The following is a 15,662-nucleotide window of genomic DNA, read 5'->3' on the forward strand; positions in this document are numbered from 1 at the left end:
CGTTTTATTCATTTTCAAATCGCGCTTTGGTCGACCATAAACCCAGCGCAGGATTACTGACATAGAATATTTCTTCACCGTCTGGCAGAGTATTCCAACCGTCTTTTAAATTTTCTATCGGGTAGCGCTTTGTCATTTCATCGTAATGGCAATACTGGTAATCAACACTTTCAATTTCTTGCTGACTAACGCCATCGCCTGGACAATAAGTCACATTAAACCGTTTATCCGCCGTGCCATGAATTAAATGTGCGGCCGCCGACAAATTCGTCGCCAGTTCAGGGTTGGCTTTTACTGCGGCTAGTGTTTCATCTGTGGTCTTATAACCGTATTTACGAATGAGCCTGTCGATCTCTAAATCTTCTCCAAAGCGATGTAATGCTGGCGCCAAGATAATTAACTCGCCGGCATCAGCCATGGCCATACGCGTACGGTAAATCGCTTTGTTACCTAACCAAGTTGTTTTGAATTCTGATGGTTCTAAATAAACAATCGCTTTATTAATCGGCTTATCTAACAAATTAAGATTGAGCTGCTGACTGAGCTTAGCTGCCGCTTCGTAAGTATCTTGGTTTGCACCACAAAATACGCCTTGTAATGCAAGTTTGTCATTTTTGTTGCCCAATACGGTTAAAATAAACTCAATTGGCAAGTGACGTAAAAATTCATCATAACCTTCGTTTAACGCTTTTCTAACCGGCGTATCGACGCGCCCCATGATCCTTTCCATGCCATAAACCGCACCTAAAAAATGAGATTTGTGAATGGTATCGGCTCCGCCTGTGCCAACTAATATATTTTTGGTGTAATTCGCCATACCAATGACTTCGTGAGGTACCACTTGGCCAACCGACACTATTAGATCCCAGTTTCCGTCTAATAATAATTTATTAGCTGCCACATCCATGCTGTAGTCGAGCTTGCCTTCTGACAATTGCAGCATGCGCTCGCTACTGATCTCCCCCACTTTTTGCACATCTTGGCGCCACAAATGCGGTAAAAAACGCTCTTTGGGAATATCAGTGCCAAACATGGCGTCTATCTCTTGCTCGGCCATTGGCTCGTGAGTGCCTAAGGCTGGCAAAAAATAGATGTCAGCTTGATCTTTTAATTTTTCGTATAAATAAGCAGAAATAAAACCCGCTTTTGAGTAAAAACGCGTAATGTCGGGCGGTAAAATTAAAATACGCTTAGCGTTAGCCGCTTTTTGTTGAATAAATTGATCCAAAATAGCAACTAAGGCTTGATCATTAATTGTCTGTTGTGTGTCAACAACATGAATGGGATAAGTCATTTTCATGCTCTCTAAAATCGATTGAACAATCACCTCTGGTGATTGGCTAATATCAGCAACAATGGCATTATTTGGCTCTTGCAATGCCGCAAACTGGCTATTAAGTAACTCAGTTGGCATAAAATGATTTTTACGTTTTGCCATACGACTCGCAATAAGTGCCTGACTGCCTTTCAAATACACAAATGTCACTTGCTTGGTTAAGGTCGACGCTAAAACATCACGATAACTTTGCTTTAATGCAGAACAGGCTAAAACTGCACCGCCTTGTGCATTCCACAACACCATTTTGTCTGCTAAGCGTTTCAACCATGGCCAGCGGTCTTCATCTTGCAGTGCTATACCTTGGCTCATTTTGTCTATATTGGCTTGTGGATGAAAATCATCACCATCATAAAAGTTAACATTGAGCGCCTGCGCTAATCGATTACCGATTGACGACTTACCACAACCACTTACACCCATCACAATATAAATCACGAAACGACCCTTAATTGCATCATTTTTTAAGTTAAACTCAGTCTAAATGCCACCGGTGGCATTTGTCAACATAATTTAAACATTTCAAGAGGAAAATCTATTTTTCATACTAGCATGAGAAAAAATGGCCACTTGAAGTAATCAAAACGTAATAATAAAGTTACTTTTTATAGCCTGGTCATGTATGCTAGCGGTAGCGTAAATAGTGTTAAAATGACAATTAAATAGCAGCTTGAGTTAAGTTTATGAGCGACGTAAAAGTCACAATTAATGACATTGCCCGAATGGCTGGCGTTTCAAAACGTACGGTTTCTCGTGTTATCAATAATTCGGATAAAGTCGGTAAAAAAACCAAAGAGTTAATCGATAAAATTATCGCAGAAACCGGTTTTGTACCAGACAAACAAGCCAGAGGCCTTGCTTCTAGCCGCTCATATTTATTAGGTTTGGTTTACGATAACCCAGATGCTTTGTATATAGACGAAGTGCAGCGCGGGGTTTTAGACTATTGCAGTAATGGGGGGTATGAATTAGTTGTTCACCCTTGTAGTTATAAAAGTGAAGATTTGATCGCTAATGTCTTATCTTTTGTGAAACGCTCTAAATTAGATGGTATTGTCATATTACCGCCAGCCTCTGAAATAGACGAGTTAGGCGCAACCTTAGATGACAATAACATTCCTTACATTCGCATTGTGTCTGGCCGTTCCGAAAATGCCGAAAACTTTGTGGTGTCTAACGACGGTCAAGCCGTCTTTGAGTTAGTTGACTTCCTCATTACACTCAACCACGAAAAAATAGCCATGATCACAGGGCCAATGAATTATCGTTCATCTAAAGAACGTTTCAGTGGCTATAAAGTGGCAACAGAAAAAGCCAAGTTAAATCTCCCACAAAACTATGTAGTTGAAGGTACTAACCAATATATTAGCGGCATAGAATGCGCGAATGTGCTACTGGATTTGCCAGAGCGCCCTTCTGCTATCATCGCCAACAATGATGAAATGGCCGCCGGTGCATTGAAAGTTGCCGTAGCAAAAGGCATCAAAGTACCAGAAGAATTATCCATTTGTGGCTTCGATGATAACTTGTTAGCTTCACGTATTATGCCGCAACTAACAACAGCCCGCCGTCCCGTTAGGCAAATGGCCAAAGCCGCCGCTAAAAAGCTAATTGCCAAAATAGAGAATGGTAATCCAAGTGTGATAGTGGAAGAAGTCGTCGTCGCACCTAAAGTTGTGATCCGCGAATCGACCGCTGCGCTATCACCTAAAACGTAACAAACCAGAGTACTTTGGCAAAGGCTCAGGATCGTTAGTGTAAATCGAGTCGTTGCCTCACCTTGTTGGCGAGCATTCATGCTTGCAGAACCTGCAAACTATTTTAAACAAAAAAACTCCCTTGTGGGCGGGTTTTACACCCGCTAACATAAGTTCTCTTACTGACTATGCACTTGCAGGAATAAATCCTGCCCTACAGGCGTAACCATTTGCTAAATTGTAGGGCGATTTAACATCGACAAACCTTGTGCTAGCCGAAATAAATTCGACCCTACATATCATAACTTTTCTGTCTGAACTCCAATTAATCCGCACTGCGAAGCAAATAATCAAAAGCAGATAACGAGGCTTTGGCTCCTTCTCCCATGGCAATGACTATTTGTTTGTAAGGTACGGTTGTCACGTCTCCAGCAGCAAATATACCCACCTGAGAAGTTTGGCATTTTTCATCAATAACCACTTCGCCATATGGTGTACGCTCGACAACCCCTTGCAAAAATTCACTGTTAGGCACTAAACCGATTTGCACAAATACGCCAGATAAGTTTTTCCGCAACACTTGTTCAGTCATGCGATCAATGTACTCAATAGCCACCACTTTACCATTGTCAGCAATAATCTGTTTGGTGGCGGCATTGGTAACTATACTAATCTTGTCATTAGCTTGTGCCTTTTCTACTAAAACTTTATCCGCTTTAAGCTCGGGTAAAAATTCAAACAAGGTGACGTGCTGCACCATACCGGCTAAATCCAATGCGGCTTCAACGCCTGAGTTACCGCCACCGATCACGGCCACATCTTTACCTTTAAAGAAAGGGCCATCGCAATGCGGACAATAAGCCACCCCAGAGCCAATGTTTTCTTTTTCGCCTGGTACGCCTAGCTCACGCCACTTAGCGCCAGTGGCCACAATAATGGCTTTACTATTAATTACTTCACCAGAAGACAAAGTTAACGTTTTAGCGCCAGTTGGTGGTGCCGCAATGTCTGTGATCCTGACATGTTCTTTTTTGGTAATGTCATAATCATTCATGTGTGCCAGCATATTTGAGGTTAACTGCGTACCCGTGGTTTTCGGTACTGATATTAAGTTTTCAATGCCGACTGTATCTTTTACCTGCCCACCAATACGATCAGCAACCATAGTCACTTTTAACCCTTTGCGTGCGGCATAAATGGCAGCGGCAACACCAGCGGGGCCGCCACCTATTACGGTAATATCTTGCTCGGGCAATTGTTCAACGTTGAACGACCCTACAAAATCGGGATAACGGGCTATCAATTTATCAACCAGTTGCGCGGTATCAATTTTACCATTAGCAAATAATTCACCATTAACATAAACACTCGGTACACCTTGTATATTGCGTTGTTCGACGACCTCTTGAAATAAGCCGCCGTCAATCATTTCACTGGAAATATTGGGGTTAAGTAACGCAAATTGATTAAGCGACTGCACAACATCGGGACAATTGTGGCAACTTAACGACACAAACACCTCAAAGTGCAATGGTTCGTTTATATTCGCGACTAAATTGACCAAGGTATTATCAAGCTTAATCGCGGTTCCCGAAGATTGGAGTATTGCCAACACCAAAGAGTTAAACTCATGACCCGCAGGGATCCCAGAAAACACAATTCCGGTATTCTGTTGCGTGTTGTCCTGCTCTACTTCAAGGGCAAAACTAATTGGGCTGCGTAAATTAATATTTCGCTCTTGCCAACTCAACTTGTCTGATACAGAGCAAATCTGGCTTAAAAACTCTGTTAATTCTTGTTTTTTGGCGTGCTCTCCCGTTTGCACAACCAGAGTCACAGCTTTTGTCATGTTTGCTGTATATGTTTTAAGTGCTTGTAAAATATCATTGTTTAACATAAGTGGATCCTGATAGCTTTAACTATAGTCTTCTCGCTCAGGTTTTATGGTTCATTGTCAGCGCTTACTCACCCCAATCACATAGTAGAGCATATGCTCATGGGGTCTCGAAGCTTGACGGCTTCCCCTAAAACCCGATCGCTTTGACTATATAAGTACAGCGCTCGCGAGGCTTTAACCTCGCGAGCCAAGGAGAGTCAGATAAAGAGTTTAGATTTGGAGAATTAGATTTTGCCAACCAAATCTAAACTTGGGGTTAATGTTGCTTGGCCTTGTTCCCAAGCAGCTGGGCATACTTCGCCGTCGTTAGCGCGCACATATTGCGCTGCTTTTACATTGCGCACCATGTCTTTCGCTGCACGGCCGATACCGCCGGCATGAATATGAGCCACTTGAATGACACCATCTGGATCAACCAAAAACGTGCCACGGTGAGCCATGTGATCTTCTTCAATCATTACGTCAAAACCGCGTGTAATAGCGCCGGTTTGATCACCTAGCATAGGGAATTTAATTTTACCGATAGCGTCTGACGAATCATGCCATGCTTTGTGTGAAAAATGGGTATCGGTAGAAACCGCATACACTTCAACATCAAGCTGTTGTAGCTCTGCATAATGATTCGCCATATCTTCAAGTTCGGTTGGGCAGACAAACGTGAAATCTGCTGGGTAGAATAAGAAGATCCCCCACTTACCTTTTACTGATTCTGATGTCACTTCAACAAACTCACCGTTATGAAAAGCTTGTGCTTTGAATTCTGGAATAACTTTACCGATTTGTGCCATGATATTTACCCTCTAGGACTATTAAAAATATTTGTTAAAAAGCGTTATTGCTTGAACGAGGTAAAGATTAAGGGCAATTTAATTTTCAGTATATTTTAAAGAATCTATTATTATGATTGAAAAAACTGAACGTACTTGAGCATTCAACTAAACTAAAATCAAAGCTTCTTATCACTATTCAACCTCAGCTATGATCTCCATTAAACAAATTAACTATGCATTAGCCGTAGCAAAAACCTTACATTTTAAAAAAGCCGCTGAACTCTGTAATGTTTCGCAGTCCGCACTGAGTACCGCGATCACCGAGATGGAAAATCAATTAGGTTTAGCGGTATTTGAACGCAATAACAAACACGTTTTGATTACCGAAACCGGCAAACAAGTTCTAGCCAAAGCGCAATTAATAAAGTTACAACTGGATGAGTTAATGCAGTTATCGGATTTGAATAAGTCACCATTGAGTACCCCTATGACCATGGGGGTGATCCCAACCATAGGTCCTTATTTGCTGCCTAAAGTCTTACCGCAAGTGAGGTCCCAGCACCCTAATTTTCAATTGCAGATCCAAGAAGCCCAGTCGCATGAGCTAGTTGATCGGGTAAGAAACGGCGATCTGGATTGTGCGATCCTCGCCTTACCCTACCCAACTAACGGTTTGATCAGCCTTACCTTTTGGCAAGAAGATTTTTACTGGGTTAGTCATAAAGAAGAATGTCCCGCGCAGATCACCGAAATAAAAAGTGATGAGCTACAACTAGACAAATTAATGTTGCTTAAAGAAGGTCATTGCTTAAAAGACCACGCACTTGCCGCCTGCCAACTGAAAAGCCAAAAGCAACAGTCGGAATTTGACTCAACTAGCTTGCATACCATTATTCAAATGGTCGCCGGTAAACTCGGCACCACCTTAGTACCAGAAATGGCCTTACAACAATTGTTGCATGACGGATCTGAGCTAAGTGCCATTCACTTAAACGAACCTGGCCCACATCGTTCAATTGCTTTTATCATTCGGCCTAATTACGTAAAAACAGCAGACATTGAAGCACTAATCGAGTTATTTACGTTGGCTTTACGTTCAAAAAATTAGAATGTGATGATTAATTGATTCCATTTTATAAAAGTAAGTGCCTAACCTATATTGAGTTTACGCAATCAAAAAACGCGTAATTAATAACCATATGAGGTAAGCACTATGAACCTACTAAACAAACTGCAATCTTGGTTAAGCCGCCCAGCTCAATCGCGCTCAGCGCACAAGGAATGTAATTACACTAACAATTACTACGGCGACCAAGTTTGTTCACGCCAATCAGCCAAAAAAACAAACTAACCCTATGACCACGGTTTAGCCCAACTAGGCCGTGGTTTTTTAAATCACTGTCTAATTTGGCTGCTCAGGCTAGCTGCATAATTATCATCAATCACTACTAACCCTAGTGTCATTTTGAGCCAGTATATTCTGTCTCAGCCCTTTTCCTTTTCTCGAACTTTCCTGTGCTGCTCTTCCTGCTCTTTAATGAATATCGCAAAAAAATAGCCAAATACATGACAACAATCTACAATGAAAACACCAAGAATAGGATGAAAAACATACAATTTTAACAATAGCTAAAGGAAGCCTCATGCAACAATTTGAATATAAAATCATTGATACTCGCGATGTTGAATCGGCTGGTTTATTTAAAGGCCGCCAACGTGAAGATATAGAAGCCTATCTCAACGCTTTAGGTGCCGAAGGGTGGGAACTTGTCAATGTCGATTTTCGAGAACTAGAAGGGGGTTTAGAATTCGCAGGCGTAATGAAAAGACAAGGTTAATTGCTAGTCTTAAATGCTACGAATTAGATGCTACGAATTAGATGCTACGTATTAGATGCTAAGAGCGCACAAACAAACACCCCGTAAAGCCGAGCAAAAAACTCGGCTTTGTTTTTAAACTCTTTAGTCTGTAACAGGTTTATCTTGCAATGCAGACAAACCCAAACTTGTGCGCATAACGGGTTCAATATCACCATTCGCTTTAAACGACATAAACTCAGCGGCAACATGACGTTGGCGTTTACGTAACTGACAACCTGCCTTAGGTGTTTCTAGCCATCTGTGATAAAACAATATCCATTTATTTTGATATTTTACAATGGAGTGATGGTTGTTACTCTGATGCTCTTGCTGCATAAACACCCCTTTGTATTGCCAAGGGCCAAGTGGGCTTTTTGCAGTGTAATACGCTAGCTCGCGATTATTTTCTGGCATTGTAAAATAATACAAATCATGCCGTTTAAAAACCCAAGGGCCTTCCATTTTCGGCTCATACCCACCCATATCCATTTTGATGAAGTCACCTTTGATACTACGCATATCCTCAGCCATTTTGACCACGTAATAATCAAAATTTTTGCCGTGAAAATATAGATAAGCTTTGCCATCATCGTCGATAAATAAGCTAGGATCATTAGCATATGGACTAGTCCAAAGTGGCGCGCCTATCATGTCTTTAAATGGGCCGGTAGGAGAATCACTTTCACCTATGCCTATTCCCATCCATTTGGTGCTATTTTTCGGGTTTTGCCGATCTTTAACCCCTGTACCTGCAGGAAAAACTAAATAATATTTATCATTTTTAAATGCCGCATCCGGTGCCCAAGCATAATTGTTTGCCCAACTTAAATCATCTACCGACATCACAGGACCATGGTTAGTCCAGTTTTGTAGGTCTTGAGTTGAAAACGCATACCAATCTTTCATAAAAAAATCGGCCTGACATTCAATATCATGCGAGGTGTAAATATATAACTTTCCATCTGGCCAAACATGAGCAGACGGATCGGCCGTTCTTAAATTTTCACCCAAAGGCAATGGGTTTTTAGCAATAGCAGTAAAGCTAAAAGCGCCAAGCACTAAGGTACTTAACAACCAATAGCATAATTTAATTGATTTCATTTTGGTGTTTAAACTGAGAATATAAAATAAGAAATGCCTGCTTGATTGGTTAAGTTGTGATCACCGCATCCTTAACCGCACGCCGCAAGTCCCGATACAAACAAAAAAAGCCGGGCTAAATAGCACCGGCTTTACACGCACACACACTTGAATCTGGTTTACAATGAACCGCGTAAACCAACCAAGAACTGGCGACCATGAACTAAATATTCAACTGGCTGGTGGTTATCAAAGTTTTGCCATTGTTTTTTCGGCTCATTTGATAAGTTAATCGCTTCAAACGACACTGCCATATTATCAGTTAGGTCATATTTTGCTGAGAACTTCCAAGTTGACTTATCATCGTAACCACGACCATAAGTACCCTCATCTTTATATTCGTTTCTTAACTCTTTGTTATACCCTTCACGGAAACCGTATGATACACGCGCGCTCCAGTTGTCTACTTCGTAGTACACGGTTGCATTAAACGTATTTTCAGACGTTTCCAAAGCCACTAATTCACGGTTAGTACCATAAAACGGATCTTCATCGTCAAACGTGTAATCAATATAAGTGTAGTTAGATTGCACACCTAAATTGTTAAATGGCTCTGGTAAGAAGCTAAACGGTTGTTGGTAAACAAATTCCGCACCCCACATTTTAGTCGGCTCAGTATTCACTAACTGATCAACAGACCATCCATAGTTAGGAAAATCATTGTGAAGTTGATCAATATCGTTTTGCGACACACCTAAAGCGCGTAATTCAGCATCTGATACTTGAACATTGTTAACGGTTTGCTTACGTAAATCAGTAATGTCTTTCCAGAATACGGTTGCACCAAGTAGGGCTTCTTCAGTGAAGTACCATTCTAAGCCTAAATCGAACTGAGTTGACTCATAAGGTTGAATAGATGGACCACCACCAGCTTTAATCGTACCGCCAGTATCATCACTGTTGTCTTGTGATTTTTTAGGCAGAGATACACTGATTGCACTGCTTAAATCAGAGATCTTAGGACGCGTAATCGCTTTACCCGCATTAAAGCGTGCAACTAAGTCATCGGTTAAATCAAACGCTAAGTTTAATGATGGTAAGAAGTCGTCACCTGAGCTTGAAACTGTACCCCATTGGTATTCACCATTTTTAGGTAAACGCGTAGTGTTGTCGCGTGAAGAACCTAAAATTGTGCTTGATTGGTTTTCGTTATCTAAATAACGTACACCAATGTTACCACGTACCGGTACAATCCAATCTAAACGGAAATCCAATTGGGTGTATAACGCGAAAACGTCTTCTTTAATGTCGTAAGCTTTATCTGCACGTAAGCGAGATTCAAAGTAAGACTTACCACTAAACGCCGCCATCATTTTGTCGTAATCCGGCGTTAACCAACTACCCGCAGTTAAGCTCGAATTTGCCGGTACATCTGCTGCATTACCAAAATCAACACCTAACGCAGACAAGGTAGTTGCGTAATCTTGACCGGCTAATGAAACTGTGTCGTCTTCAACTACACAAACCTCACCTTTACAACCTGTACCTTCACCCGGTAAGCCTTTTTTCCAGTCGTTACGATAAGGCATGTACTTAGTTTCAAAGGTACGTTGGTTAACACCAAATTTTAATGTTAACTCGTCAGATAATTCGTAAGAGAAATCTAATTTAATAGATGAGTTATCACTTTCGATGCCTTCTTTACGGTTACGCACTAAACCAACGGTATAATCGCTACCTTGTGTCATGGCTGTCGCTAGCTGATCTTGTGTATAGTTACCGCCATTAAAGTTTTCGCCAGCTGCCGGTAAAAACGCCCAAGACATCATGTCTTGATCTATCTTGCCACCGTCTTTAAGCGCCGCTGGGTTATTTAATAAATCAAGAGGATTAACGCTGCTATCAAAACTATAAGCTGCCGCTGACGCACGTGAATCTAAAGCAAATGTGCGTTGATGCGGAACAGATAATTCAGATTGGCCGACACCCACTAACAACTCAGCTTTTAATTTGTCAGTTAAGTACCAATCGGCATTAAATGAAATTTGCGTAAAATCAGATTCTGATTTGTCTTGACGCGCTTCTGAACGAATAAATACATCTGAGAACGCACCGGCAGTTACCATACCGTTAGCGTCTTTAACAATAGCTTCAGCATAGTTTAATGGGCTTTTTTGCTTGTTATCTCGGAATAACACAGAGTACTGGTACTCGTTCATTGTGGTTGATAACGACGCATGTAACACATCTAAGCTTAACGTTAAATCATCCGTTGGCGCCCATTGTAATGCGGTAGTAATACCTAAGCGCTCTTGGTTTGACTCAAAAATTGAATAACGAGGAATACGCGGAATATACAAACCATCAAGCTGATCATTGGTATACGATCCCTTAGGTGTTACCCAAGTAACAGGATCTTTAGTTAACAAAGGTTTGTCGTCGAAATTTGGGTTTAATACTGTCCAACGTACTGTAGTCGCACCTTCAGATTGTACAACACCTTCGTTGTAAGCAACTGACGCTAAAATACCAAACTCGTTGTCCCAGTTATGGCTAGCCATAAACGACAAGCGCGGCGTGACATCACCCGCAATATCGTTGTAACGTGCGTTAACATTGTACGCTAGTTTAGTGCCTTCATATTGGAATGGACGCGCAGACTGCAAGTTAACATTACCACCTATGCCGCCATCTTCTAACGCAGCAGAGGTTGATTTATCAACTTCAACCATGGTGAATAGTTCTGAGGCAAACGTGTTAAAGTCAAAAGCACGAGACGTGTTAGAACCGCCACCTGCATCCGTACCCGCACCCGCAGATGCCGATTCCATACCATTAATGGTTGTTTTAACAAAACGTGAACCTAAACCACGAATAGTAATTTGACGGCCTTCACCGCCGTCTTCTTCTACTGAAATACCAGGCACACGGCTTAATGAATCCGCTACGTTTAAATCAGGAAACTTACCAATATCTTCGGCCAAAATAACATCTTTAGAACCCGCAGCATCACGTTTAGTCATTAACGATGCATTTAAGCTACTACGGAAACCTGATACTTGAATAACTTCAGTATCTTCTACTGCGTCTTCTGCTGCTAGTGATGTGTTGCCAACTAAAAAGCCCCCGCCAAGTACCATGCAGGAGAATAATTTGCTGTATTTGAAAAGTTGATTGTTGTTTTTCATGTGTAATTCACTCGACTTAATTTTCGTCTCATTCCTACTTATATTTGGTATAGACAACGTAGGCCATCTGCACCAATCCTGCTACCGGTGGCATTTATTAATTATTATTGTCTACCGGTGGCACATTTAGAATAGCTAGTTTCAGTTTTTTATTCAACATTTAATATCCAAAATAATCTATTTTATTTAAATTGCATTAACAAACTTAACACAAAACACCTAAATAGTACTACTATAACGTGAAATTATTACGATAACTCAAATAAAACAGGCTTAATATATAGAATAAGTCTTACTAAACGAGTGAAATAGAAATAGTTAAAAAAATGTAACTAATCGAGTGATAGTAGATGTTTATAGAAGGAAATAGGAGTAACCAGCATAAATACACTAATAATTATCGTTAAAAACTGAATTATTAGCTAGGGCAAAGGTAAATCTTTCTCGTTATTTGTTTTACCTTGTGATTCTTTCTCTAAATTGGTTAGCTGTTGGATTTTTCCGGATTCAATTAAGAACACGCGAAGGGGTTCGGCTTGGCCATTAATAATTTTGCCTTGTTTCGTCATCTGAACTAACCTGCTGGATAAACATTACTTATGATTAGCACGATGTAGTTGAACATCCATGTAATTACGTAGCAATTTATTAATGCGGGTTTGATAGCCTTGGCCCTCAGATTTTAAAAACGTTAAAACGTCTTCATCTAATCTTAACGTGACTGATTTTTTAGCAGGCATACGTAACTCAGCATGATTAAAGAAATCGTCACCTAATTCATCGATGTCACTCATGTCGATATCACTATCAGGCATATCAGATAGTCTTTTCCAATCAGTTTTTGAAGCTTTGCTCATATCGTTTCACCTCTTGTTTAGTAGCCTTTCTCGCAGAAATTATTCTAATGATATCGCCATCTCTTTCTGTGTAAACCACTATAGAGTTTAACCAGTTTAACCAGACACCCATTATTTAAATAAAACCAGTTTAACCAGACACCCATTATTTAAATAAAGTCCCCTTATTGACAAACCCCAAAAATCAATTAAATTTAACTGTATATAACATCAGTTATTTGGTTGATTTAGCAGGTAGAGAATGGCAACCGCACGACGCTCGCAAATTTGTTTAGAGGAAACCCAATATTATCACTGCATATCACGCTGTGTGCGCCGAGCGTTTTTATGTGGTAACGACAAATTCACCACCAAAAACTTTGACCATCGTAAAGGCTGGATAGTCAAGCGCATCAAACAACTTGCCAGTATCTTTGCCATTGATATTGCGGCTTATGCCGTTATGAGTAACCAAAATTTTAGATGGGTGTCATGTTAATTTGTTTGGGGTTTGATAAATGACCAATGCGCAGAACACCTTTAAGTGAAAGGCGCAGGCCTTTCGCTCTGGCTCTTTTGCAAGGACTGTGACTCACTTTAAGGCGGGCAAGCTGCCTTATCTTTTTTGCCATCAGGTTTACACGATGTTTCTATCAGGAGGCTGGATTAGAGTTTATATTTTTCAACTAGCTGGCGCAGTTCGTTGGTAGCAACATCGGCTTGGTCATTTTTGCTATAAACCGACAGCAATAGCGTTTTCGTTCCTTGCTTTACGTAGTAGATAACACGATAACCACCGCGTTTTCCTTTATTGCTATCGCTGTTTTTAACTCTAACTTTGAACATTGAAGCACCAACGCCTTGGATCTGATCACCTGGTGTTTCACCTTGTTCTAACGTAGTCAGTAATGGCGTGAGGTCTTTTTGGATACTGCGATACTTTTTCGCCAACTGCCGTACATTTCGTTTAAACTCCGGCGCATATTCCAGTTTAACCTTAGTCGACATCAATGCCATCCCATAAGGTACTGATGTCTTCTGTTTCACCTGATAAGGCTTCTTGCAGCCCCTTTTCTACACTATCTATCGGTGATTTTAAACTTACGCTTTCTCTAAACGTATGAACGATACTCAACAGGGCTGCTAAATGCTCAGTTGGGGTTTGATCGATTTCTTTATGTAATGCTTGGGCGTAATCATTTGATGTCATAGCCATGCTTCACCTCAGTTTGATAACCGTACTCGCTTTAATCATATGCATTCTATCTTGTTTTATCATCTTCCTCTAATGTAGTTTTTTAGATTCTTCCAAACTCTCTTGCTCTAACTGTTCTAGTAAGGTAGAAGTTTAACCAGACACCCATTATTTAAATAAAGCAGCAATTATTGGTAAATACACAACGCCAAGGAATTCAAGGTTTACAAGGGACTAAAAAATAAAGTTTTCGCGCTAAATTTGTCGAGATAGGTCAATCGATCACAACAAGTGTGGAAAAAGATCACAGACAAAATGATTTAAGTGTTGCATGCTAATACCATAATTAATTGGCTTGCATAATTTTGAATTCTTTAACGAAAAGTAAAAAGCACCTTAGTTTCGATGCGTTGCGAAAAGCCATGTCATCGCATATTGAAAGTTTTGATGATCCTCGTCAACAAGGCAAGTGCACGTACACCCTTCACGATACAGTCATGAGTGCGTTTGCTTGTATGTATTTTCAAGACCCTTCGCTGGTTCAATTCCAAAAAAGACTAGAGAGAAAGTATCAACGAAGTAATTTAAATACCCTATTTCGTATCAAAGAGACGCCCAAAGACAACCAGATGAAAGACATTCTGGATACCATAGACAGTGAATGCTTTGCACCGGTTTTTAAAGATTACTTTGAACGACTTAGACGTCATCATCACTTACAAAGCTTTGAAGTGCTACCTGGTAAACTCCTTTGTGCCATTGATGGAACTCAATACCACAGCTCCAAAAGTGTCCACTGTGACGGCTGCCTAACGAAGCAACATCGTAATGGCGAAATCACCTATAACCATGCGGTATTACAAGGTGCCATTATGCATCCAAGTCAGCGACAGGTTATTCCGGTTATGCCTGAAGCCATAAAAAATACAGACGGTGCGAAAAAACAAGACTGTGAAATGAATGCGGCTAAGCGCTTTGTAAAAAGGCTGAAAAAAGCTCACCCTCGTCAATCCTTTATTATTTGCGGTGACGGTTTAATGTCGAAACAACCCTTAATCGAATCGACATTGGCAGAAGGGTTTAGCTTTCTATTTATGGCAAAGAAAGATGACCATAAGTACCTGTATGACTGGTTAGCGGCTTATGAGTCACTATCTAGTCAGTCATACACAGATGAAAAAGACGTGACTCACCAATTTAGTTGGCAAAATGATGTGCCACTTCATGGTGGCGAAAAGAGTATCCATGTCAATTATCTAGAATATCGGCAAATCAAAAAGGGTAAACAGACATATCTTGGTAGCTGGGTCAGTGACATTGAGATAAATAAAGACAATGTGATTGCGTTGGCGAAAGCAGGGCGCTGTCGATGGAAAATAGAAAACGAATGCTTCAACAGCCTTAAAAACCAAGGGTATGAAGTTGAACATAACTACGGTCATGGCCACGAGAATTTAAGTTACAACATGTACCTACTGACCTTGCTTGCCTTTTTCTACCATCAAATCTTTGAATTGACAGATGGAGCGTACCAACAGTGTCGGCAAGAGTACGGTTCAAAGCGTTTTTTATGGGAAAACTTCAGAGTCACAATCCGGTATGTTTTGTTTGATTCATGGGCAGATTTAATGACTCATCTACTCACAGACCATGAAATTACAGAGGAAGCTTATTATCGACCTTAAGTAGAGAAATTGTGAATAAAGGATGCTGAAGCATAGGTTCACCCCTGCGCGAAGCATAGAGATTAAATGGGTCCCACCAATCTAAGATGGCTTAACTTGGCAAAATAACAGTAAAAAGG

Annotated in this window: 13 protein-coding genes and 1 pseudogene; 5 read left to right on the top strand and 9 right to left on the bottom strand. The window is 40.6% G+C overall.

From position 1 onward, the window contains the following. Positions 1-4 precede the first annotated feature (4 nt). Entirely contained in the window at positions 5-1,774 is a 1,770-nt protein-coding gene (locus tag C2869_RS22215; RefSeq protein WP_159084288.1) for a gluconokinase, GntK/IdnK-type, read from the bottom strand. A gap of 245 nt (positions 1,775-2,019) precedes the next feature. On the opposite strand from C2869_RS22215, the gene C2869_RS22220 reads away from it, so the two are divergent. Beyond that, positions 2,020-3,054, top strand: a complete 1,035-nt coding sequence (locus C2869_RS22220; RefSeq protein ID WP_108605257.1) for a LacI family DNA-binding transcriptional regulator — start codon at positions 2,020-2,022, stop codon at positions 3,052-3,054. Positions 3,055-3,358: 304 nt separating this feature from the next. Here C2869_RS22220 and ahpF read toward each other — a convergent pair whose 3' ends face one another. After that, entirely contained in the window at positions 3,359-4,930 is a 1,572-nt protein-coding gene (ahpF, locus tag C2869_RS22225; RefSeq protein WP_108605258.1) for an alkyl hydroperoxide reductase subunit F, read from the bottom strand. 224 nt (positions 4,931-5,154) lie between these two features. Further along, the gene (ahpC, locus tag C2869_RS22230; protein ID WP_408011904.1) at positions 5,155-5,718 is read right to left on the bottom strand and encodes an alkyl hydroperoxide reductase subunit C; all 564 of its coding nucleotides are present in this window, start codon (positions 5,716-5,718) and stop codon (positions 5,155-5,157) included. A gap of 190 nt (positions 5,719-5,908) precedes the next feature. Here ahpC and C2869_RS22235 point away from each other — a divergent pair, with 190 nt between their 5' ends. Both C2869_RS22235 and C2869_RS22240 read left to right on the top strand, forming a co-directional pair. Beyond that, on the top strand, positions 5,909-6,808 hold the full coding sequence (locus C2869_RS22235; protein WP_108605260.1) for a hydrogen peroxide-inducible genes activator: 900 nt from the start codon (positions 5,909-5,911) through the stop codon (positions 6,806-6,808). Positions 6,809-7,343: 535 nt separating this feature from the next. Beyond that, on the top strand, positions 7,344-7,538 hold the full coding sequence (locus tag C2869_RS22240) for a DUF4177 domain-containing protein (RefSeq protein WP_108605261.1): 195 nt from the start codon (positions 7,344-7,346) through the stop codon (positions 7,536-7,538). 123 nt (positions 7,539-7,661) lie between these two features. On the opposite strand, the gene C2869_RS22245 is transcribed toward C2869_RS22240, so the two are convergent. The 4 genes from C2869_RS22245 to C2869_RS22255 all read right to left on the bottom strand — a co-directional run bounded on the left by C2869_RS22245 (position 7,662) and on the right by C2869_RS22255 (position 12,684). Next, entirely contained in the window at positions 7,662-8,660 is a 999-nt protein-coding gene (locus C2869_RS22245; RefSeq protein ID WP_108605262.1) for a family 43 glycosylhydrolase, read from the bottom strand. Positions 8,661-8,818: 158 nt separating this feature from the next. Beyond that, positions 8,819-11,827 carry a TonB-dependent receptor gene (locus C2869_RS22250; protein WP_108605263.1) on the bottom strand — a complete coding sequence of 1,003 codons (3,009 nt, stop codon included), beginning with the start codon at positions 11,825-11,827 and terminating at the stop codon, positions 8,819-8,821. A 422-nt stretch (positions 11,828-12,249) separates the two neighbouring features. After that, positions 12,250-12,396, bottom strand: a complete 147-nt coding sequence (locus C2869_RS22540; protein WP_159084289.1) for a hypothetical protein — start codon at positions 12,394-12,396, stop codon at positions 12,250-12,252. Between the two features lie 24 nt (positions 12,397-12,420). Next, positions 12,421-12,684: a BrnA antitoxin family protein gene (locus C2869_RS22255; protein WP_108605264.1), complete on the bottom strand. Its 264-nt coding sequence runs from the start codon at positions 12,682-12,684 to the stop codon at positions 12,421-12,423. 241 nt (positions 12,685-12,925) lie between these two features. On the opposite strand from C2869_RS22255, the pseudogene C2869_RS22265 reads away from it, so the two are divergent. Beyond that, positions 12,926-13,135, top strand: a pseudogene (locus tag C2869_RS22265) (hypothetical protein); the annotation flags it as partial. Between the two features lie 194 nt (positions 13,136-13,329). Here the strand turns inward: C2869_RS22265 and C2869_RS22270 are convergent. Further along, positions 13,330-13,671: a type II toxin-antitoxin system RelE/ParE family toxin gene (locus C2869_RS22270; RefSeq protein ID WP_108605293.1), complete on the bottom strand. Its 342-nt coding sequence runs from the start codon at positions 13,669-13,671 to the stop codon at positions 13,330-13,332. Beyond that, positions 13,661-13,879 (bottom strand): hypothetical protein, encoded by a 219-nt coding sequence (locus C2869_RS22275; protein WP_108605266.1) that lies wholly within the window; start codon positions 13,877-13,879, stop codon positions 13,661-13,663. The genes C2869_RS22270 and C2869_RS22275 overlap by 11 nt, the downstream gene beginning before the upstream one ends. A gap of 401 nt (positions 13,880-14,280) precedes the next feature. Between C2869_RS22275 and C2869_RS22280 the strand changes: the two genes are divergently transcribed. Continuing rightward, positions 14,281-15,543 carry a hypothetical protein gene (locus tag C2869_RS22280; RefSeq protein WP_108601012.1) on the top strand — a complete coding sequence of 421 codons (1,263 nt, stop codon included), beginning with the start codon at positions 14,281-14,283 and terminating at the stop codon, positions 15,541-15,543. Positions 15,544-15,662 lie beyond the last annotated feature (119 nt).

The sequence above is a fragment of the Saccharobesus litoralis genome, from assembly GCF_003063625.1.
Taxonomy (GTDB): domain Bacteria; phylum Pseudomonadota; class Gammaproteobacteria; order Enterobacterales; family Alteromonadaceae; genus Saccharobesus; species Saccharobesus litoralis.

Coding starts and splice junctions, on each gene's coding strand:
- C2869_RS22270 (WP_108605293.1), bottom strand. CDS start 13,671: ATGTCGACTAAGGTTAAACTGGAATATGCGCCGGAGTTTAAACGAAAT.
- C2869_RS22540 (WP_159084289.1), bottom strand. CDS start 12,396: ATGACGAAACAAGGCAAAATTATTAATGGCCAAGCCGAACCCCTTCGC.
- ahpC (WP_408011904.1), bottom strand. CDS start 5,718: ATGGCACAAATCGGTAAAGTTATTCCAGAATTCAAAGCACAAGCTTTT.
- C2869_RS22250 (WP_108605263.1), bottom strand. CDS start 11,827: ATGAAAAACAACAATCAACTTTTCAAATACAGCAAATTATTCTCCTGC.
- C2869_RS22245 (WP_108605262.1), bottom strand. CDS start 8,660: ATGAAATCAATTAAATTATGCTATTGGTTGTTAAGTACCTTAGTGCTT.
- ahpF (WP_108605258.1), bottom strand. CDS start 4,930: ATGTTAAACAATGATATTTTACAAGCACTTAAAACATATACAGCAAAC.
- C2869_RS22275 (WP_108605266.1), bottom strand. CDS start 13,879: ATGGCTATGACATCAAATGATTACGCCCAAGCATTACATAAAGAAATC.
- C2869_RS22255 (WP_108605264.1), bottom strand. CDS start 12,684: ATGAGCAAAGCTTCAAAAACTGATTGGAAAAGACTATCTGATATGCCT.
- C2869_RS22220 (WP_108605257.1), top strand. CDS start 2,020: ATGAGCGACGTAAAAGTCACAATTAATGACATTGCCCGAATGGCTGGC.
- C2869_RS22280 (WP_108601012.1), top strand. CDS start 14,281: ATGTCATCGCATATTGAAAGTTTTGATGATCCTCGTCAACAAGGCAAG.
- C2869_RS22235 (WP_108605260.1), top strand. CDS start 5,909: ATGATCTCCATTAAACAAATTAACTATGCATTAGCCGTAGCAAAAACC.
- C2869_RS22240 (WP_108605261.1), top strand. CDS start 7,344: ATGCAACAATTTGAATATAAAATCATTGATACTCGCGATGTTGAATCG.